Origin of the sequence: Erythrobacter ani, assembly GCF_019204025.1 — a bacterium.
Lineage (GTDB): Bacteria > Pseudomonadota > Alphaproteobacteria > Sphingomonadales > Sphingomonadaceae > Erythrobacter > Erythrobacter ani.
This window is the reverse complement of sequence record NZ_JAGSPB010000002.1, coordinates 449,488-469,777: the sequence shown is the minus strand read 5'-3', so window position 1 is coordinate 469,777 and position 20,290 is coordinate 449,488. Positions and strand designations below refer to the sequence as shown.

General features: G+C 59.1%; 19 protein-coding genes. 12 read left to right on the top strand and 7 right to left on the bottom strand.

Annotated features, from left to right (window positions below; genetic code table 11):
• Window positions 1-166: 166 nt before the first annotated feature.
• The 10 genes from KCG45_RS09195 (at window position 167) to KCG45_RS09150 (ending at window position 10,318) form a co-directional block, all read left to right on the top strand.
• Window positions 167-958 (top strand): helix-turn-helix domain-containing protein, encoded by a 792-nt coding sequence (locus KCG45_RS09195; RefSeq protein ID WP_218316964.1) that lies wholly within the window; start codon window positions 167-169, stop codon window positions 956-958.
• The gene (ccoN, locus tag KCG45_RS09190; RefSeq protein ID WP_218316963.1) at window positions 958-2,613 is read left to right on the top strand and encodes a cytochrome-c oxidase, cbb3-type subunit I; all 1,656 of its coding nucleotides are present in this window, start codon (window positions 958-960) and stop codon (window positions 2,611-2,613) included. Before KCG45_RS09195 ends, ccoN begins: the two co-directional genes overlap by 1 nt.
• A gap of 11 nt (window positions 2,614-2,624) precedes the next feature.
• Window positions 2,625-3,389 (top strand): cytochrome-c oxidase, cbb3-type subunit II, encoded by a 765-nt coding sequence (ccoO, locus tag KCG45_RS09185; protein ID WP_255548107.1) that lies wholly within the window; start codon window positions 2,625-2,627, stop codon window positions 3,387-3,389.
• Window positions 3,386-3,550: a cbb3-type cytochrome c oxidase subunit 3 gene (locus KCG45_RS09180; protein ID WP_218316962.1), complete on the top strand. Its 165-nt coding sequence runs from the start codon at window positions 3,386-3,388 to the stop codon at window positions 3,548-3,550. Before ccoO ends, KCG45_RS09180 begins: the two co-directional genes overlap by 4 nt.
• Window positions 3,540-4,475, top strand: a complete 936-nt coding sequence (gene ccoP / locus KCG45_RS09175; RefSeq protein WP_218316961.1) for a cytochrome-c oxidase, cbb3-type subunit III — start codon at window positions 3,540-3,542, stop codon at window positions 4,473-4,475. The genes KCG45_RS09180 and ccoP overlap by 11 nt, the downstream gene beginning before the upstream one ends.
• Complete coding sequence (gene ccoG, locus KCG45_RS09170; RefSeq protein WP_218316960.1) at window positions 4,462-6,036, top strand: cytochrome c oxidase accessory protein CcoG; 1,575 nt, start codon at window positions 4,462-4,464, stop codon at window positions 6,034-6,036. The genes ccoP and ccoG overlap by 14 nt, the downstream gene beginning before the upstream one ends.
• On the top strand, window positions 6,033-6,485 hold the full coding sequence (locus tag KCG45_RS09165) for a FixH family protein (protein WP_218316959.1): 453 nt from the start codon (window positions 6,033-6,035) through the stop codon (window positions 6,483-6,485). The genes ccoG and KCG45_RS09165 overlap by 4 nt, the downstream gene beginning before the upstream one ends.
• Complete coding sequence (locus tag KCG45_RS09160) at window positions 6,482-8,617, top strand: heavy metal translocating P-type ATPase (protein WP_218316958.1); 2,136 nt, start codon at window positions 6,482-6,484, stop codon at window positions 8,615-8,617. Before KCG45_RS09165 ends, KCG45_RS09160 begins: the two co-directional genes overlap by 4 nt.
• Entirely contained in the window at window positions 8,614-8,766 is a 153-nt protein-coding gene (gene ccoS, locus KCG45_RS09155; RefSeq protein WP_218316957.1) for a cbb3-type cytochrome oxidase assembly protein CcoS, read from the top strand. The genes KCG45_RS09160 and ccoS overlap by 4 nt, the downstream gene beginning before the upstream one ends.
• Window positions 8,767-9,007: 241 nt before the next feature.
• The gene (locus KCG45_RS09150; RefSeq protein WP_218316956.1) at window positions 9,008-10,318 is read left to right on the top strand and encodes a radical SAM protein; all 1,311 of its coding nucleotides are present in this window, start codon (window positions 9,008-9,010) and stop codon (window positions 10,316-10,318) included.
• 18 nt (window positions 10,319-10,336) lie between these two features.
• Here KCG45_RS09150 and KCG45_RS09145 read toward each other — a convergent pair whose 3' ends face one another.
• Window positions 10,337-11,518: a capsule polysaccharide biogenesis protein gene (locus KCG45_RS09145; RefSeq protein ID WP_218316955.1), complete on the bottom strand. Its 1,182-nt coding sequence runs from the start codon at window positions 11,516-11,518 to the stop codon at window positions 10,337-10,339.
• A gap of 304 nt (window positions 11,519-11,822) precedes the next feature.
• Here KCG45_RS09145 and KCG45_RS09140 point away from each other — a divergent pair, with 304 nt between their 5' ends.
• A complete protein-coding gene (locus tag KCG45_RS09140) occupies window positions 11,823-13,325 on the top strand; it encodes an LTA synthase family protein (protein ID WP_218316954.1) in 1,503 nt (500 codons plus the stop codon).
• On the opposite strand, the gene KCG45_RS09135 is transcribed toward KCG45_RS09140, so the two are convergent.
• Entirely contained in the window at window positions 13,322-14,092 is a 771-nt protein-coding gene (locus KCG45_RS09135; protein ID WP_218316953.1) for an SDR family NAD(P)-dependent oxidoreductase, read from the bottom strand. The genes KCG45_RS09140 and KCG45_RS09135 overlap by 4 nt on opposite strands.
• Window positions 14,093-14,199: 107 nt before the next feature.
• Between KCG45_RS09135 and KCG45_RS09130 the strand changes: the two genes are divergently transcribed.
• Entirely contained in the window at window positions 14,200-14,859 is a 660-nt protein-coding gene (locus tag KCG45_RS09130; RefSeq protein ID WP_218316952.1) for a sterol desaturase family protein, read from the top strand.
• An 8-nt stretch (window positions 14,860-14,867) separates the two neighbouring features.
• Here KCG45_RS09130 and KCG45_RS09125 read toward each other — a convergent pair whose 3' ends face one another.
• From KCG45_RS09125 to KCG45_RS09105, 5 genes are read right to left on the bottom strand one after another with little or no spacing between them, the layout of a single operon-like run.
• A complete protein-coding gene (locus KCG45_RS09125; protein ID WP_218316951.1) occupies window positions 14,868-16,061 on the bottom strand; it encodes a glycosyltransferase family 4 protein in 1,194 nt (397 codons plus the stop codon).
• Window positions 16,058-17,770 carry a capsular polysaccharide export protein, LipB/KpsS family gene (locus tag KCG45_RS09120; RefSeq protein ID WP_369410766.1) on the bottom strand — a complete coding sequence of 571 codons (1,713 nt, stop codon included), beginning with the start codon at window positions 17,768-17,770 and terminating at the stop codon, window positions 16,058-16,060. Before KCG45_RS09120 ends, KCG45_RS09125 begins: the two co-directional genes overlap by 4 nt.
• The gene (locus tag KCG45_RS09115; RefSeq protein ID WP_255548105.1) at window positions 17,767-18,426 is read right to left on the bottom strand and encodes a histidine phosphatase family protein; all 660 of its coding nucleotides are present in this window, start codon (window positions 18,424-18,426) and stop codon (window positions 17,767-17,769) included. The genes KCG45_RS09120 and KCG45_RS09115 overlap by 4 nt, the downstream gene beginning before the upstream one ends.
• Entirely contained in the window at window positions 18,423-19,244 is an 822-nt protein-coding gene (locus tag KCG45_RS09110) for a 3-deoxy-manno-octulosonate cytidylyltransferase (protein WP_218316950.1), read from the bottom strand. Before KCG45_RS09110 ends, KCG45_RS09115 begins: the two co-directional genes overlap by 4 nt.
• Before the next feature lie 49 nt (window positions 19,245-19,293).
• A complete protein-coding gene (locus KCG45_RS09105; RefSeq protein ID WP_218316949.1) occupies window positions 19,294-20,280 on the bottom strand; it encodes a KpsF/GutQ family sugar-phosphate isomerase in 987 nt (328 codons plus the stop codon).
• Between the last annotated feature and the right edge of the window lie 10 nt (window positions 20,281-20,290).

Sequence of the window (20,290 nt, the reverse complement as noted above, 5' to 3'; positions counted from 1 at the left end):
TCTTGTCCCTGACAACAGCAGCGGCCGTCCCATACGGCCCAGGATTGTTGCTGTTTCGGGGGCTGAAATAACCGACTGGAAATCACTCTGGCATTGATCTCGATCAAAGACGGACCGCCTTTTCCAGCGCAATCAGCAAGAGCGAACGGACAATCTTGCAAGGCGGATGATGACGGAACTGGCGTCCTTCGACATTTTCATGCGAACAGCATTCGGGGTTGAGCCGGCAGCGCGCGCTGGCCTCCAATTGAAAGCGATGGCGGAGGCGAAATGTTTGGGCCCCCACGAGGAGGCCCCGCTCGGTAAGCGTGAGAGCAATGTGCTTTACATTGGATCAGGCGCGACGAAATTGGCGGCCCGCGCTTCGGATAATCGAGAACAGATCGTCGCCTTTCATTTTGGCGGCGACATATTCTCTGTCCCTGCTGACGATCTCCATTCCTACAGTGTGTCCTCGCTTGAGCCGACGAGTTTGCTGGTCTTTCCGGCGCGGCCGTTCTTTGATTGCGCGTCAAGCGACCCGCGCATTTCACGAGCGCTGCTTGAACGTCAGCGAACGGCCCTGCATCGTTGCCGCGATAAAGCCGTCGCCTTAGGCCAAAAAAACGCGCTCGAACGGCTCGCCGGATTTCTGTTTGCAATGGCCGACCGGATCGGGACAGGGAGTGGTGTAAGACGCATTCTCGATCTGCCGATGTCGCGCCGGGATATCGGCGACTCTCTCGGTTTGACGATCGAAACGGTCAGCCGTCAGCTCGGCGCGCTGCGCAAGGCGGGTCTGATTGAGACCCATGGCCGATCTCGGATCGTTGTTCGTGACCTGAATGATATCGCCCACCTCTCGGGGCATTGCGGAAAATCCGAACGAACAGAACCGATCGAAGCCGATTTTGATCTCGATCAATGTGAGCGCCTGCCCGTCGGAGTAGCGAGACCTCAGACAGGAGGACAATCGTAATGGAAAGCGTAGTAGGCCGGTCCGGCCTTTGGTTCGTGCTGATCATACTGGCACTTGCAGCCTATGTCGGCGCACAGGATCCCGGCTTTGCCGCGCATGCACTTATCATTGGGATCATCGCATTCGGTTTGATGATTGCGACGCTTGCCAGATACGATCCGATGGCAAAGGCGCAGAGCATCTTCCGTATGCCGGAAGGGCCTTCGAGGTATTACGATGACGTGATCCGCTGGGGCGTGATCGCAACTGTGTTCTGGGGCATGGCCGGCCTCCTCGCCGGCTTGGTCATTGCACTGCAACTGGTTTTCCCCGAGCTCAATTTCGAACCCTGGCTCAATTTCGGTAGGCTGCGCCCGCTGCATACATCGGCGGTGATCTTCGCTTTTGGCGGCAATGCCCTGCTCGCAACGAGTTTCTACGTGGTCCAGCGCACCTGCCGCACGACGCTCGCCTTCCCCGGCCTCGCCCGTTTCGTCTTCTGGGGCTACCAGCTGTTCATCGTGCTCGCCGCGACCGGCTACCTACTTGGTGTCACCCAGTCGAAGGAATATGCCGAGCCTGAGTGGTATGTCGATCTGTGGCTGACCATCGTCTGGGTCGCCTATTTCGCGGTCTTCGTCGGCACCATTGTGCGGCGCAAGGAACCGCACATCTATGTCGCGAACTGGTTTTATCTCGCCTTCATTATCACCATCGCGATGCTTCACATCGTCAACAATCTTTCGATGCCGGTAAGTTTCCTCGGATCGCGCAGCTACAGCGCCTTTGCCGGCGTCCAGGATGCGCTGACGCAGTGGTGGTATGGCCACAACGCGGTGGGATTCTTTCTAACCGCAGGCTTCCTCGCGATGATGTACTACTTTGTACCGAAGCAGGCCGAACGCCCGGTCTATTCGTACCGGCTTTCTATCATCCACTTCTGGAGCCTGATCTTCCTCTACATCTGGGCTGGTCCGCACCACCTGCATTACACCGCTCTGCCCGATTGGGCGCAGACGCTCGGCATGGTGTTTTCGATCATGCTGTGGATGCCCAGCTGGGGCGGCATGATCAACGGCCTGATGACGCTCAACGGCGCGTGGGACAAGGTCAGAACCGACCCGATCATCCGCATGATGGTGCTCAGCCTCGCGTTCTACGGGATGAGCACGTTCGAAGGTCCGATGATGAGCATCAAGGCCGTGAACAGCCTGTCGCACTACACCGACTGGACCATCGGGCACGTCCATTCAGGCGCGCTGGGTTGGAACGGCATGATCACCTTTGCCTGCATCTATTTTCTGGTGCCTCGTCTTTGGAAACGTGAGCGGATGTATTCGCTGCGGATGATCAATTGGCACTTCTGGCTCGCGACGCTCGGCATCGTTTTCTACGCTGCCAGCATGTGGGTTGCCGGGATCACACAGGGCCTGATGTGGCGCGAGTATGACGCGAACGGTTACCTCGTGAACAGCTTCATCGACACCGTCACAGCGCTGAAACCGATGTACATGATGCGCGCCTTTGGCGGCCTGCTTTATCTCGCAGGGGCGGCAGTGCTGACCTTCAACGTCTGGATGACCATCGCCGGACGCCTGCGCGACGAAGCCCCGCTCTATCAAGCCACATACGATGCCGAAGCGGACCGTCCGCTCGTGCCGCAGCCCGCTGAATAAGGAACCGATTAATGACTGATCCAATGGTCAAGGAAACGGTCAAGGGCCACAAGCGTATCGAGCGCAACGTGACCCTGATGGCGGTCGCCACGCTGATCACGGTGGCGATTGGCGGCCTCGTTCAAATCACGCCGCTTTTCTACCTCGACAACACCATCGAGAAGGTTGACGGGATGCGCCCCTATACCCCGCTCGAGCAGGCGGGGCGAGATATCTATATCCGAGAGGGGTGCTACACCTGCCATAGCCAGATGATCCGCCCCTTCCGCGACGAGGTTGAGCGGTACGGCGCCTACAGCCTCGCGGCGGAAAGCATGTTCGATCACCCTTTCCAATGGGGGTCGAAACGGACCGGACCCGATCTGGCCCGTGTGGGTGGCCGTTATTCGGACAGCTGGCACGTCCAGCATCTGAACGATCCGCAAAGCGTCGTGCCGCAAAGCATCATGCCGAAATACCGCTTCCTGTCGGAAACGGATCTGCACATCGCCGACGCTAGCGCGATGCTGAATGCTCTCAGTACAGTTGGCGTACCTTATACAGCCGAGGACATCGCGCAGGCAGAAAACGACCTCTATGGACAGGCCGATCCGGACGTCGACCTAGTCGACTTCGAGACTCGTTATCCCAAAGCGCAAGTCCGCGATTACGATGGCGACCCGTCCCGGGTGACCGAGATGGATGCGCTGGTTGCTTACCTGCAGATGCTCGGAACACTGATTGATGTGAACAGCGCCGCTGCTCAGCAGGAGCTTGCCGAGGAGACCGGCCGGTGACCGATTACGAAACCCTGCGGCAGTTTGCCGACAGCTACGGCTTACTGGCGATGGCCATCATCTTCGTGAGCCTGTGCCTGTGGCCCTTCCGCCCCGGCTCACGCGACCGGAATCACTATGCGGCCCACTCCATCCTTGAGGATCACGAAGATGGCGAATGAAATCGGACCCGGTAAACGGATCGACGAACCCACCGGCACCGAAACAGTCGGTCACGAGTGGGACGGCATTGAAGAACTGAACACTCCGCTGCCGCGCTGGTGGCTGTGGACGTTTTACGCAACGGTCATTTGGGCAGTTGCCTACACCGTGTTCTATCCCGCCTGGCCGATGATCGACCGCGCAACCTCGGGTGTGCTGGGATGGTCGAGCCGGGGCGAACTGGCGGAAGACATGACCGCAGCGGACCTTGCCCGGCAGGACGTGTTCGAACGGATCGCCGCGACAGACATCGAGAAGATCGCCTCGTCTCCGCAATTGCAGCAACAGGCTATCGCTGGCGGTGCCGCGGCGTTCCAGGTGAACTGCGTCCAATGTCACGGCGCGGGCGCTGCCGGCATCGCGGGTGGCTATCCCAATCTCAACGATGACGACTGGCTGTGGGGCGGCGACCTCGAAGCCATCGAGATGACACTGCTTCACGGTATTCGCTGGGAAGGATCGAACCAGACCCGGCTCAGCTACATGCCTGGCTTCGATGGTATATTCGATGATGCGCAGCTCGATGCGCTTGTCCAGCATGTCCTTTCACTTAGCGGCAGAGCACAGCCAAGCGCCTCGGGTGCAGAAACTTACACGGTGAATTGCGCCGCCTGCCACCAGCCCTCAGGCGAAGGGGACCAGATACAGGGTGCGCCCGCACTCAACGATGCGATCTGGCTTTATGGAAGCGACCCCGAGCAGATCCGCCAGCAGATCCTCTATCCTAAGCATGGCGTCATGCCGGGGTGGAAGGATCGCTTGGATCCGGCAACGATCAGAATGCTGGCTACCTATGTTCACTCGCGCGGCGGCGGCGAAGCGAGTCCGCAGCCGGCCGAACCGGTAGAAGAGGAAGCAGCGGTCGCGCTCAATGACCAACCCTGATCATCCTGCCGATAGGCATCCATCAAAAGATGCCAAGCCGCCCCGTGACTGGGGCGGTGCGCTGGATGTTGCCGACGCGGAGCCGATTGCCGCCACGCAGCGACATGCTGCCAAGCAACCTGCGCCTGCAACTGTGCCCGAGAAGCTCTACGAGAAGAGCCCGACGGTGCATAACAAGCGGATCGACGGCCCATTCCGACGATTTAAATGGGCAGTGATGATCGTGACGCTCGCGATCTATTACGGGACCCCGTGGATACGCTGGGACCGCGGTCCCCATGCGCCCGACCAAGCGGTCCTGATCGATGTCGCGAACCGCCGGTTCTACATGTTCGGTATCGAGATATGGCCGCACGAATTCTATTACGTTGCAGGTCTGCTCATCATGGCGGGCATCGGCCTGTTCATTGTGACGAGCGCCGTGGGCCGCGCATGGTGCGGATTTGCGTGCCCGCAGACCGTCTGGACGGATCTGTTCCAGCACATCGACCGATTTTTCGACGGAGAGCGCAATGCACGGGTGCGTCTTGATAGCGCGCCGTGGGGCGCCTCGAAAATTGCGCGGCGGGGCGGAAAGTGGGCGGTCTACCTGCTCATCAGCTTCTGGACCGGCGGCGCTTGGATCATGTACTTCGCAGATGCACCCACACTCACCTACGAATTCTGGCGCGGCGAGGCTGCACCGATCGCCTATGCGACTGTCGCCGTTCTTACCGCCACGACATTCGTGCTGGGCGGTTTCATGCGAGAGCAGGTTTGCATCTACATGTGCCCATGGCCGCGCATCCAGGCAGCAATGATGGACGAAAAATCGCTGTTGGTGACATACAAGGATTTTCGCGGCGAACCGCGCGGCAGCCTCAAGAAAGCTCAGAAGAACCCCGATGCGTACGGTGACTGCGTCGACTGTTTGCAATGCGTCCAAGTATGCCCCACCGGCATCGATATCCGCGAGGGTCCGCAGATCGGATGCATCACATGCGCCCTCTGCATCGATGCCTGCGACCGAGTAATGAAGGATATCGGGAGACCGCGAGGCCTCATCGATTATGCGACGCTCGAAGATTGCGAAGCGGAAGCGGCGGGGAAGCCCGCTCGCTCGGCGTGGCGCGCGCTCCTGCGTCCGCGCACCGTCGCATATCTCATGATCTGGGGTGGCATCGGAGGCGCGATGCTGTTCGCCCTCGGCACCCGCACTCACACGGAAATCTCGGTCCAGCCGGATCGCAATCCGCCATTCATGCTGTTGAAGGACGGCTCGGTCCGAAACGCATACACGCTGAAGCTGCGCAATATGGAAAGTCGCCCGCGCACTATGGAAATTGCGCTCATAGACCTGCCAGGCGCCGTTTTCTGGACCGATACGATTTCGCGCGAGGCGGCCGCTCGATCGCAACAGATCGATGTTCCAGCCGATGCAACCTACACCTTGCGGGCCTACGTGCTCGCGCCGTCCGGAACAGAAGAGCAGAACTTCTCCATTGAGGTCACCTCGCTCGACGAACAGCGCGAGACCGACAGCGCTCACACCCTCTTTACCAGCCCGGGAGCCCCGCAATGAAACGTGAATTCACAGGGCGCGATATGACGAAGGTCATGGTCGGAGGGTTCGGCGTAGTCGTCGCGGTCAATCTTCTCATGGCGACATACGCGGTTAGCGGATTTGGCGGAGTGATCGTCGAAAACACATATGTCGCCAGCCAGAAATTCAACGACTGGCTTGGCGAAGCGGAGCGCAGCAAGGCACTTGGCTGGACCGCAGACGTCAGCCGTGACGGCTCCGGGCATTTGAAAGTCGTGGCAGGAGGCGTGCCAGACGGCGTTCTCGTGTCTGCGGAACTTAGGCGGCCCGTCGGCAAGCACGATACCGCGTCGCTCAAATTCGTGCATATTCAGGGGAATGCTGGTGCATTCCGCTCCACCGATCCCGTCGCGCCCGGCCGCTGGATCGTTCGCCTGCGTATGGAAAGCGGCGAGCTCAGATGGACGGAAGAGCGGAAACTGAGATGAATGCGCCCATCGGAATAGTCGCCGACCGGACCTCCGACTTTGTCGATACCAGGCTGACTGCGCCGGGAATTCGCTGTGCCGGGTGCATCGGCAAGATCGAGCGTGAATTGTCGGGCGTCGAAGGCGTTGATTCCGTCAGGGTCAATTTCTCTGCGAAGCGCGTTGCCATCGTGCACGATCCGGAGGTCGATGAGGACCAATTGATCGCCGCGCTGCGCGAAATCGGTTTCGATGCTGCTCCGATCGCTGACAATCCGCTGGGCAATGACGATGCCGAAAGCCGGAAGTTGCTGCGGGCGCTGGCCGTCGCTGGCTTCGGCATGATGAACATCATGTTGCTTTCCGTCAGCATCTGGTCAGGCGCCAGTGGCGCCACACGAGAGCTGTTCCATTGGCTGTCGGCACTGATCGCGCTGCCGGTGATAGCATATGCCGGAATGCCATTCTTCACGTCGGCCTTGATGGCTCTGCGCTATCGCAGGACCAATATGGACGTGCCGATTTCGATCGGCGTGCTGTTGGCAACCGGACTAAGCCTTTACGAGACCGCAACCGGCGGCGGGCACGCCTATTTCGAAAGCGCGGTGATGCTGTTGTTCGTTCTGCTCAGTGGGAGGGCTCTTGATGCGTCGATGCGCAACCGTACTCGAGCAGGAATCGGTGCCTTGCTTGGGAGCATGGGGAAATCCGCGAGCGTCCTTGCGCCGAACGGATCGACCTCACGGGTGCCCGCAAACGAGCTTGAGCCAGGCATGCTGGTACTGGTCGCGGCTGGAGAGGCCTTGGCGGCGGATGGTGAGATCGAGGAAGGCAGCGGAGCCATCGACAACTCGATGCTGACCGGAGAGAGTACGCCGGAGAACGTCACCAAGGGCAGCACTGTCCATGCAGGCGCCATCAATCTCAGCACACCACTGCGGATACGGCTAACCAAGACCGTATCAGATACTGCAATAGCCGAGATAGCACGGCTGATGGACGAGGCAGGGCAATCGCGCAGTCGGTATGTGAGGATCGCCGATCGCGCATCACGCCTCTACGCACCAGCCGTCCACACGCTTTCTCTGCTGGCCTTTGTCGGTTGGATGATTGCAGGGGCCGGATGGCACCAGTCACTAATCATCGCTATCGCCGTGCTTATCATCACATGTCCGTGTGCGATGGGACTCGCTGTTCCCGCCGCGCAAGTCGTCGCTTCCGGCGCTCTGTTGAAACAGGGCCTGCTCGTGAAGGACGGAAGCGCACTCGAAAGACTGGCCGAATGCGACACCGCCCTATTCGACAAAACGGGCACACTCACGCTTGGGGAGCCCCGACCTGACCTCTCGAATCTTGATGCCGGCGAGAGATCCATCGCACTGGCACTCGCCCAGTCAAGCAGGCATCCGCTCAGCCGCGGCCTGACCGAAGCCTTGCACGATTGCGCTGTGCCGCCGGCAGCACTCGAGGATGTTCGCGAGATAGAGGGTCACGGCGTTACGGGCATCTGGAAGGGGGGCGAAGTCGCATTGGAGCGCCCGTCCCACACTGCCGCCGCAATGTCGGTCAACCTGCGGGTGGGCGACATATCGCACCTTGTCCGGTTCGAAGACACTTTACGAGACGATGCGTGTGAAACGATTGCGGCGATGAGGGCTCTTGGGCTGGAGCCACGCATTCTCTCAGGGGATCGCAGCGATGCTGTTCGGACTGTCGCAGACGAGCTGGGACTTGAATCGGACGCAGGCGCGACGCCGCAGAAAAAACTTCAAGCTCTGGAGCTGCTCAAGCAGCAGGGGCGCAACCCGCTTATGGTGGGAGACGGCCTCAACGATGCCCCTGCCCTTGCCGCCGCTCATGCTTCGATCGCCCCTGGCAGCGCCAGCGATGTAAGTCAGCAGGCTGCGGATGCGGTCTTTATCGGCCGCAAATTGATGCCGGTCGCACTGGCGATAAAGGTCTCCAGAAAGACGATGCGGATCGTCCGGCAAAATCTCGGTTTCTCTGTCCTTTACAATGTCTGCGCGGTCCCGCTGGCACTGTTTGGCTTTGTCACTCCGCTCATCGCCGCCATTGCCATGTCGATCAGCTCACTGGTCGTAGTCGCGAATTCACTGCGGCTTGCCCGCTCGGCACGGGTGCCGGGCGCATGACCGGGCTGACGTTCCTCATCCCGATCGCTCTCGGAATGGGCGCAATGGGGCTGGCTGTGTTTTTCTGGGCCATGAAGCATGGTCAGTTCGAGGATCTGGACGGTGCCGCGCAGCGCATCCTGATCGATGATGAAGAGGACGGGGCATGAATTGGCCGGGAACGTCGGGTGTCCTTGCGGTAATGTCGCTGATGATTGGCCATCCATCTGAGGAGGGTAGCGTCTTGACGGCGCAGCTATGCGGCGGGGGGAGCATAACCATTCCACTAGGCAATGGGTCTCCCGACGATAAACCGCCTTGCACGGCCAAAGCTTGCCACGCCGCAAGTTGCCGCAAGTCATTTGATCCAAGTCAACGACGCAACGGACACTTGCCGCCATCACGCTGAGCATGTGGACCTATCATTCTGACCTGCTCGAGAAAGCAGTGCCGCGCTACACCAGCTATCCCACCGCCGCCGATTTCGGGCCTATCAACCCTGGAAGTCTGGGCGAGGCGATTGCACGGGCTGACGGAGACGTTTCGCTTTATCTCCATATCCCGTTTTGTGAGAAGATCTGCTACTACTGCGGCTGTAACACCGGCGCCGCCGGAAGACGTGAGCGGGTCGAATCGTATCTGCAGGCGCTTCTTGCGGAATTGACGAGCGTATCCGGTCTCTTGCCCAAATCTGCGCGGGTACGCCGGATCGCTTTTGGTGGTGGCAGCCCCAATGCGATAGAGCCGCACGAATTTCTGGGCCTGGTCGAAGCGATCACAAGTCAGTTCGCCACCGCAGAGGCTATCTGGTCTATCGAACTCGATCCCCGTTCGATGAGTGGGGAATGGGGGGCGGCGATAGGCCATGCGGGTATTACCCGCGCCAGCATGGGCGTGCAGACGTTTGCTCCGCATTGCCAGAGGGCGATTGGCCGCGAGCAATCGGACGCGCTGATCTGCCGTAGTATTGACTGGCTTCGATCAACCGGCGTCACATCGCTAAACTTCGACTTGATGTATGGATTACCCGGCCAGACGACAGCGGACCTTGAGGACAGTCTTGAGTACACGCGGCTACTGGGGGCCGACAGGGTCGCTCTGTTCGGATACGCGCATGTACCCAATCTCGTACCGCGCCAGCGCATGATTGATGCGACTGCGCTCGCCGACAAGGTAGAACGGTTCGGGATGGCTCGGCTCGGGTACGAATTCTTGACCGGCCATGGCTACAATGCCGTCGGGTTCGATCACTTCGCTTTGCCGTACGACGCCATGGCGATTGCCGCTGCCAACGGTACATTGCGGCGCAATTTTCAAGGCTTTACCGATGACTGTTCCGAAGTAATCATCGGCCTTGGTTCGAGTGCGATCAGCGCCTTTCCGGAGCTGCTGGCACAGAATGAAAAGAATAGCGGACGTTACCGGATGTTGGCGAGCCAGGGCCGGTTAACGGCATCGCACGGAATAAATCGTTCGCTCCGGGATCAGCTGAATGGTGCAACGATCGAGAAGCTGCTTTGCCAAGGCTTGGCTGAGATTACGCTTTGTCAAATGCCGCACGTAAGGGGGCGGCTGGCTCCCTTCCTCGAACGCGGCATGGCTACGATCGATGGGATGAAGCTGAAGATAAATCCTGACGGCCTGCCATACGCGCGCAGCATCGCTGGATTGTTCGACACATTCCGCGACGAAAACACGAAGACTTTCAGCTCTGCAATCTGAGCCTCGGCGTCCCGTTATCTATTCGAGCAAAAGGTTCTTGCCCTCAAACCGCGCGACAGCGTGCCTGACGACCTTGTCGAGCGCCTCGTCAGAGAAGAAACCACCGGGGATCAGACATTTGTCGATCAAAACGCGGCGATAGGCGTTGAACGTCGCCAGATCAGGCGGACTGGCCTCAGTCCAGAAACGATGGATCCCTCCCTGGAACGTGACATCGGCGATATCGTAAACGGCTTGACCAAGCGCCACGACCGGGACGCCCATCGCAAGAGCAAGTGTCCCGCTGGTGCTGTTGATCGTCACCATACCCTTCGCTTGTTCGGCGACCGGCACGATATCGCCCCAGCTCATATAATCCACTCTGTCCGCAACACCGAGCATCGCTGCCATCGAACGCGTTTCCTCGCGCCAGTCGCAAACGCCATTGTCCAGCGGGTGTTCCTTGACCAGAAGCCGCGTACCCTCGGGCGCATTTTCCGCGAATGAGCGGATTACCATCATCAGTGCATCGGTCATGCTGGCAAAAGACGAGTGAAGCCGGATCTGCGCATCCGACGCGAGTTGCAGCGGAAATAGATAGTAAGGCACATCGGAAGCAAGGAGATCATCGACGAGTTCTTCCGAACGCTTGCGCCGAGTTTTGCCGCGGGCCAGCTTACGCGCCCAGCCGATGCCTTCGATCAAGGGATGCCACGGCCTGTGGTTCGCCCAGTGCGGATAGTACCAACGGCTCAGGACATCGGCGACGTTGTAAAGCAGCCCTTCCAATGCACGCCGGCGAAAGGACGAAGGCACCTGCTTGTGTTCGGGCACAGGAGGGAGTTTTGCGGCCGTCCTTCGATACCATTCCGGATCGCGCGGCAGCATCGAATGACCGTTCACACCGCCGAGTTCCAGCGTAACCCAATCGGGTCTGATGTAACCTTCCTCGAATACGTGGACGGGAATATGCAATTCGCGGCAAACCGCAGTCGCCGCCATATGGTGCGCGCGGCAATCACCGAACAGGACAACATCAGTTATGTCTTTGTCCGCGATTATCGTGCGCAGCGTGGCGGGCCATTCTTCCAGCGATTTGCGGAAATCGATGCCGCCTGGAAGTCGCCAGAACACGCGATCACCGCCGTTGAAATTGACTTTATAAACCGTGTGGCCTGCATCGATCAGTTCCTGACCTAAACGTCGGAACAGGGGCCCCATCAGCCCTTGCAGCAACAACACGGTGCGAGGAGATCGTGAGCGGCTGCGACGCTCTTGATGTTCGCCATAAAAAGATATGGATCCCTGGCCGCCTTGGTCGCCGCTTCCCAAACTGTTTTCAAAATCGCGCAAACTTTGAGAAATCACTACACTCTATCCTTCAAAGCGCCCATACGCGCCCCGGCTGCAAAAGCGAAGAGCGTCGATTGCGATATGAACGCAAAAAGGTCTAAACGCAGCAAAAGGTTGCTGTATTGCACAGGATCGACATGCGCATACCCCATTTAGTTGATACGATTTCCAAGTGACAGATTTCTTCGCCGGACTGACGATCGTCTTGCTCATTGCCCTGGCGATTAACGCCTACGCTCGCACTGCAGCCCTGATGCGCTTCCCCTCGATCTCCGCCAATTGGTTGATTGTCCTACTCGCGTCGGGTCTCTTCGGCCTGCTCCTCGCGGCAAGTGGCAACGCCAGTTTGGCTGCAATCATCGTGGTTGCAATCCATCTCTTGCTAGTGGTTGCGTCGAGCGCGAAGCGCAGGGTACTCGGCGAGCCGTTGTTGTTTTCCGACCTGGCTTTGGTCGGTGCTGTATTCCGGCATCCACAATTCTATTTTTCGGCACTTGAGCGGTGGCACAAGGTGGCGGGACTTGCTGCTGCGGCAGTCATCGTCGCTGCACTCGTTGTTTTGTTCGAAGAGAACTTGCCGGTTCGTTTTGGCGGATTGGCAGTTGCCGCTCTGTCCGCCCTGCTACTCGCCATGAGTTTGAGAACCGCGACATTCCGAAACCTGGGTAAAGTGCCCGATGTCGAATCCGACGTAGGCGAGTTCGGCCTTGTACCGACCTTGCTGATTTATTGGCTGCGTTGGCGAGCGAAGAACGATCCGCCGAGCAAGCCGGAGAACTCTTGTCAAGAAACCTCGAATTCGGGACACAGCCACGGGCAACCACCTGAACTTGTTGTGGTCGTGCAATGCGAATCCTTTGCGGACCCAGTCGAACTGTTCGGTGACGAGTCGCTTGCGCTGCCTCACCTCGAGAGCGCGCGAGGCGCCGCGCTGCAGTGGGGAGACCTCCTGGTCAGCGGGTTTGGCGCATACACTATGCGGACCGAATATGGCGTACTTTTCGGTCAGGACGAGGAGACGCTCGGGTTTCGCCAGTACGATCCGTACCTGACTGCTATCGGCGATGGCGCGTTTTCGCTGCCAAACAGGCTGGGCGACGACCGCTGGCACAGCCTGTTTGTCCACCCTCACGATATGCGGTTTTATAACCGGCACCAGATCCTGCCGGCGGCAGGATTTTCCGAGCTAGTCAGCGAAAGCGCCTTCGCACCGCCCTCGCCGTCGGAGGGCCGGTATGTGACAGATGCTGCTGTGGCTGAGAAGATCATGGTCCTGGCTGAAAAAGCGACTTCACCCACGTTCATCTACGCCGTGACCATAGAAAACCATGGGCCGTGGGCAGACTCCGGAGGAGATCGCTCTGGCTCGCTGTTGGATCATTACAATAGACTGGTTCGAGCGGGAGATATGATGCTCGGCCAGTTGATTGGCGGCATTTCGGCACGGCGGAAACCCGCTATGCTTGTGTTTTTCGGGGATCATCGCCCGAGCATTCCCGGCTTCAGCGAACCGGGTGGCGATCGCCACACACCGTACGTCATATTGAAAATGGATGAGGATGGGCAGATCATCGCCGGCACGAACCAGCGAAGGGATTTGACACCCGCGCAATTGCACCACGCGGTTCTCGGGTTTGCCCATATACCAGAAAATGCTGCATCGATTAGTTCCTAGGGATCTAGGCTCCTGAGCAGTCGATCACGCAAAACCCTGGGAAGAAGCGAATCCAGGATCCTGAGCATGGCGAATGGCCATGGCGTTACGTAATATCTCCTCCCCTTTTCGGCCGCGTTTGCGATGCGCCGCGCGGCTTCTTCGACGTTTAGCTCCATCGGGCGCCTGCTGGCGCTCGCCCGGGATGCCGCTGTGTCGAGGAAACCGGGTGCAGCAAGTGTGACGCTGACACCACTGGGCTCGACCGCGATACGCAAGGCGTCGGCAAATCTGGCCAAACCCGCTTTCGAACCAGAATACCCAGCTGCGATCGGCAGTGAATGATGACCGGCAGCGGAGCCGATCAGTACAATACTGCCTCGGCCGCGTTCAGCCATCCGCCCCGCGAGCGCAGCGGCCATCGCCGCGGGCGCGGTAAAATTGGTCTGAACAGTCCGCATTACCGTCGACGGGCCTTCAACGAGCTCGCCGGGTGCGCGCGTATCGCCGATGCCAGCCACAAGATATGCGATATCGAAAGTGTTGACGCGGTCCTGCTCCAGAACTGCTTCGACGGCTCCTTCTATGTCGGTCAAATCGTGACTGAAAACGGTGGCGTCAGCGCCCTTATTGCGGACCTTCGAAGCCGTCGCCTCGAGCCTGTCCTGGTTCCTGCCCCACAACATGAGAGAAGCACCCGCGCACGCATGATGCAGCGCGAGCGCAGAGCCCAATTCGCCGGACGCTCCGGTCAGAAGAAACCTCGAAAATTCATGGCGATCGCTCATACCGTGACCATTGCGCCACATAGATGTGCAAGTGAGTGGCCAATACTATACACTTTAACGCTTGATCCTTGACATTTCGCACCCTTTTCTGTCGTAACGAGGGTGCTATGAAAGTGCCTACAGCCGAAGAAAAACGACTGATTATTTTCGAGAACCCGTTGCTCGAAAAGATGACAGTCACGTCTATTGGCTGGTTCGCCGTGATTTGGGCGACCTTGCTGCCATTGCTCGCTTTTGCGGGATGGGGTTCCGCTTCGCCAATTGTAGCCGCAGGGATCTCCGCCTTCGGTTTGCTGAGCTGGAGCCTGTTCGAGTATGTCGCGCATAGACACATCTTCCATTGGGACCCAGATTGGCTTCCTGCCAAACGGATGATGTTCGCCATTCACGGAAACCACCATGTTCAACCGGCCGATCATTTGCGCAATCTGATGCCGCCGATTGTCAGTGTCCCTGTCGGCTTGCTGATCTGGGGTCTTGCGTATGCAGCGGCGGGCATTGCCGGGACGTGGTTCTGTCTCGGCTTCATGGCAGGCTATGTCGCTTACGATGTCACGCACTATGCCTGTCACCAATGGCCGATGCGCGGCCCGATTACAAAGTTGATAAAGCAGCATCATATGCGTCATCATTTCGTTGCCAACGATGGCAATTTCGGGGTCGCTTCGATATTCTGGGACAAAGTCTTTGGAACGCGAGTTGATGGTGTGTCGGGGCGGGCTCATGTTGCCGAGGACTCCGGTCACCTGGCAGAACCCGCCGAGTAAACCTCCCATCATCGCGCTGCGGCATCTATTACCCGTTCCGCGATCGACATGTGGCCGCTCCAGTCAGGAGTTACCCACCCTTTGAGGCGATCAAGCTGCGTCTGCCGCGATGGATTGTCCCCAGCGTAGTTGAGCACTGCCTGCCGCCACGCAGGACCATCGAGTGGATTCAGATATTCCGGCACGTCCAACCCGACTTCGCGATGGGCGGCAATGTCGCTCGCGATAACCGGTGTACCCACCGACAGAGCTTCCGCAACCGGCATGCCAAAACCCTCGGCGAACGACGGCATCAGCAGGGCGTTTGCTCCCCGTAGCATCGCGGCCAGTTCACGATCCCCGCAGCGATTTACCTCCTCGACGTGCCCTTTTAGAGAGGGGCTGCGATCGAGCAGGTCAAGGACCTGCTCGTTTTCCCAACCACGCCGACCGATAACGATAAGCCGCGGAACCTGATCGGCAGCCAGCGTCGCGGCCATGTCACGCCAAATATGTAGCAAAAGCAGATGGTTTTTGCGCGGCTCGATCGTGCCAAGGCAGACGAAATATGGCTTGCCATCTGCAAACCGGTGCGGAGCTGCCTCGGCGATCGGATGCGTGCCAAGTAATGCGGGATGGATGGGAGGAACCGGTTTGTTCCGCCGCTCGATCCAACCCTTAAATGACTGGCCTGTCGCTTCCGAATTCACGATCACCGCATGCGCCAGTTCGGCAATTGTCGCCATCCGCGCTTCATGCAGCTCGGCTCCCCCCGGGCGCGCATATTCAGGATACTCGATCGGGATCAGATCATGCACCATGCAAACAAATCGCGCCTTTTCCCCGGCGAGAATTTTTCGCACCTTAGCAGTCCCGATCAAATGATGTGGTGACACTTGGACCAGGACATCGGCCGACCCGACCCCCGCCCGCTTAGGAAGAAGGCGGCGCATCCAGGGCAGCACGGATGGGAGCGATCTCTGCCCTCGCTGTGCTGTGGTGTCGGCCCAGCGACGGTCCAGCTCATCCAGATAGGCCGTGGCTGTTTCGTAGGAAATCCTCCCATATATTCCCGAAGGATGTACCGCAGCAAATCCCAGCTCCGCGCCATGACTGTCCATCAGCCCGCGTGCATACGCCATTTCGACCCGGTCGACGCCTGACGGACTGGAATGGCGAACCCTCGAGATAAGGCGCGAAATGTCCAATACGACACGGGTCATGTGTCCGCCTTAAAACCGGATTGGCTGCGAAACCGCGTCATAACCTTGCCTTGAAAGCGGCGGATCGGCTCGACCCAGCTTTGACGGTTCGGCATTTGCTCTCCTGCCATGCGCTCAACGAGAACTTCCGGCGGGCACGGCAGGCCTGTGACGGGATCGAGATAGCGCGGATAAAGTAGCAAAACCCCGGCGACCAGTTCGTCTAATGTTAGCACACGCCCCCTTCGCTCCGGCACCTGGCCGAAATCTTTAGTCAGGCCCCATCCGGCATAGAACGGTGTTCCGTGGCAGAACACTTCACGCCCGCGCAAGAGCGCCTCGAACCCGGACAGGGACGTGAGCACATGGACCGCATCAACCGCGTCGAGCAGGTCCGCCATCGTCTCTTTGCGAACGATCCTGTCCGCGAATTCGAGGGCGTCGGCGTCGGACACTGCGCCTTTCCTATGGCCGGCATCGACATCGGGATGCGGACGCCACAGGATTTCAGCACCGGGTTCGAACTGTCGCACTCGCTTCAAGACTTCGAGGTTTGAGATCAGCCCTCCGCCCCCGTGCACCACCGACATATCGTCTTCGACCTGGCCCGGGACCAGAACAACGCGATTTCCGGCCAGCCGGGGAGCAACGTTCGTGTCGCTCTGCGACCCTTGAGCGTATTTGCTGATCCGTTTCTCCACGATCATCGTTCGCAATTTGCGGGCGCGGTCGAGCAACCCGTCAGTAAATTCGGTCGTGGCAAGAATGTCCTCGAGATCGGAAGGGCCGCTGGGATCGTAATGGATACCGCGGCGATCGACGATCACTGATGAGGGTGGGACGAGATTCGTGCCCAGACCCACGGAACGAACGAAGCCATCCTCAATTCGGACCAGCGGAATTTGTCGCCTGTGTGCCTCGCCCACCAAAGAGGCGGATATCCGCGAGGGCCAGATGGCGAGAGCGCCGCCGGCCGCTTCGGCGGCGTTGAGCGCCCGCGATGCATTCGATACGATGCGAAGCGACACATTCGGGACCCAGAGAAATCGACGAATTTCATCACGCTTCCACCAGCTGATCCCGCAGGCCGCGACGATTTTCTGAGATGCCAACCCGCGATTGGCATCAATGGATCTGCGCCAATCGGAAAGCAACTGAGCCGCGGCAAGCGGGTCTAACCAGCCGGCTGAAAACGGGTCGGGCACGGGTTGCGACAACTCCTGCGCTGCAAGGTCCATCAATGCATCACTGTCATCTCCAGGACTTCCGAACCTTCCCGCTGACACCACCTGAACTGGTATTCCGGTGATGGCCGCCAGAGCCACCCATTCGTCGTCGCCGTGCGCTATCAACCGTTTTGTCCGAGACAGCACTGACCATGGGTCTCTATCAGATGGACAGTCGAAGCTGGATTTGTCCAAAGCACCGCGCGAGCTTTCGCAGGCAATGCAAAGTGTGGTGTGGTCGCGCATTTCTGCGCGCGATTCCGCAGCTTCATCGCTGGTGCGGGCGCGGATCACGACGTCGACCGATTGGCTCATCTCAGCTGGTTCAGCCCAGAATGCGCCGCCAACCCTGCCCTCGCATATTGCGCCAAATAGTCTCGCACGCGCCGCACCTTCGACAGGCTCGGCCTTCGGGGCATCTTCACGCTCTGCGGTCAAGCGTGCCCCGGGAAACGGGGGCATGCGAAGCAGCGGATCGGATGCGCCATTTGCCGGCAAAGTCACGGCCTCACGCCCCAATCGCCAAGGCATAACTTTCCGACGTCATCGCGCGCGATCACGCCGTATCCCCCCGTCGGGAGCTTGAGAGATCCCAGCTTCTTTGCTGCATCCCGCAAAGCAGGATCAGCGAGAAGCGCAAACCGGGCAGCCCCATTGCTGGTGACCAGCAGTGTCGCTCCATCGGCGTTCGAGGGAGCGCTGAAGAGATCGCGCCATGCGGAAAGCCGGGCTTCCGGGTCGACAATCCAGTCTGGCGGAACTCGCCCGGCTTCATCCCATGCAGCCAGAGCATCCGTCCCGATACGCTCGACAATCTCGTCTTCGGTTCTGCTTTCATCGGGGCCATGATCGATCTCCCGGAGAAAGGGCGCGAATTCGGGTTCGGGAGATACGGAGACTTGAGAAAGCACCGCTTCGGCGGTCTGCCTGGTCCGGGCAAGCGGCGATACCAGAACTCTGCTGAATTCCCATTCCAGTTGAGCGAAATGCCTGCCAAGCGCTTCGGCTTGCTGCACCCCTCGTGCGGTCAAATGCAAATCAGTTCGCGCTCCGATCCGCCGCGGCTGTTCGCCGGATTCAAAAGTATTGCCGTGACGGATGATGACGAACATGGGCTGGCTTTTAGCGGCTGCCGCGCTCACCGCAATCGCTACTGTCATGCAGGGTAAGGATCGCCCGTTTCCTTGATGGCGGCCTCGGCCAACTCGAGATCGGCAGGCGTATCGATCCCGGAGAGACCGTGCTTCTGAGGACTGACCGGGATCGTGGCGATCCTCTTGCCATGTTCCATGAACCGCAATTGCTCGAGCCCCTCCAGCACTTCGTACCTTCCTGGCGGCGTCCTGACGAACCAATCGAGCGACTGCATCGTGTATGCATAGAGGCCCAGATGCTGCCACACGGGCGAGAACCGCTCGGCGTCTCTCAGCGCATGCTCATTGCGAAGCGCTGGAAGTATCGTCTTGGAAAACCACAGCGCCCGGCCATTCTCGTCGCGAAGACAGGTCGTGCCGCTGAACGGTGCTTTTTGTTTGTGAACCCGGAGCCGGTCAAGTCGGTCCCAATCCAGCTGATAAACCGGGGTTGCCACCTCCGCTCCGCCTTCGCGCAGCACTTCGACGAGAGCAGCGACGGTATCGTACGGGATGAAGGGAGCATCACCTTGCAGACAGATTACCCGTTCCGGCGCCTTGTCCATTTGCGAAGCGGCAGCGTGCGTCCGGGCGGTACCGGAGTCGAGCAATGGATCGGTGAGGACAACGTCCGACCCGATCTCTTTTGCATGAGCGCCAATGCGCTCATCATCGGTCGCCACGACTACGGCGCAGTTCTGCACCTGCGATGCAGCTTTCCGAGCATTTGCGACCACGCGTTCAAGCAGGGTTCTGCCAGCCAGTTTCAGCAACGGTTTTCCCGGCAGTCGGGTCGAGCCGTACCGCGCGGGAATTACTATGAGGTCTTTTTCGGGCAAGCTCATCGCTGGTAGCTACCATGCCTTTACGGCATGCAGCACCCAAAAATCGCGATCAAGCGATGCCGAGCTTCACGAGGTCGTGCATGTGCACGATGCCGACGAGTTTACCCTTGTCGGTTACGAACAACACCGACACGGCATTATCGTTCATCAACGACAATGCCTCGACGGAAAGCATGGACGGGTCCGCGGTAACGGGTCTCGGCGACATGTGCCGTTCGATTGCATCATCAAGATCATGCAACGCGATCGAGCGCCGAAGATCGCCATCGGTGAATGCGCCGACCAATTGCTCGTTGGTATCGACTACCGCCGTACAGCCATAACGCTTCCGGCTCATCTCGATCGTAGCGCTGCGCAGGGACGCATTAGTCGCAACTTTCGGCACCGCATCTCCCGTACCCATCACCTGGCTGAGCGTTGTAAGGCTCGCACCAAGCTGTCCACCGGGATGGAATGCGCTGAAATTCTGCGATGAAAATCCACGCGCCTGAATGAGCGCCACTGCCAGCGCATCGCCCAGAACCATCTGCATGGTAGTCGATGATGTCGGCGCCAACTCGTTCGGGCACGCTTCCTTCACGACAGGCAGAGCGAGGCAGATATCGGCCGCCTCACCGATCCAGCCATCGGGATTGGCTGTCGCCGCGACCAGCGGAATACGGTTCAAACCGCAAAAATTGACTATGTCTCCGAGCTCGCGCGTGGTTCCCGACCAAGAGATTGCAAAAACCAGATCGTCACGCGAAATCACTCCAAGATCGCCGTGACTGGCCTCGCCAGGGTGCAGGAACAAAGCTGAGGTGCCCGTCGAGCAGAACGTCGCGGAAACCTTCCGCGCGACGTGTCCGCTTTTGCCGATGCCGGTCACGATAATGCGACCCTTGATAGAGGTGAACGCTTCAACTGCTCGCTCAAAAGCATCGCCGAGATCTGTTTCGGCGAGAGATCGCTGAAGGTCTTTCAGCCCGTCCATTTCGACCTCAAGTGTCTTGATGGCAGAGGTCAGGTGGCCTGAGGTAAGGGTATCGTTAATCATCGAGGGGATT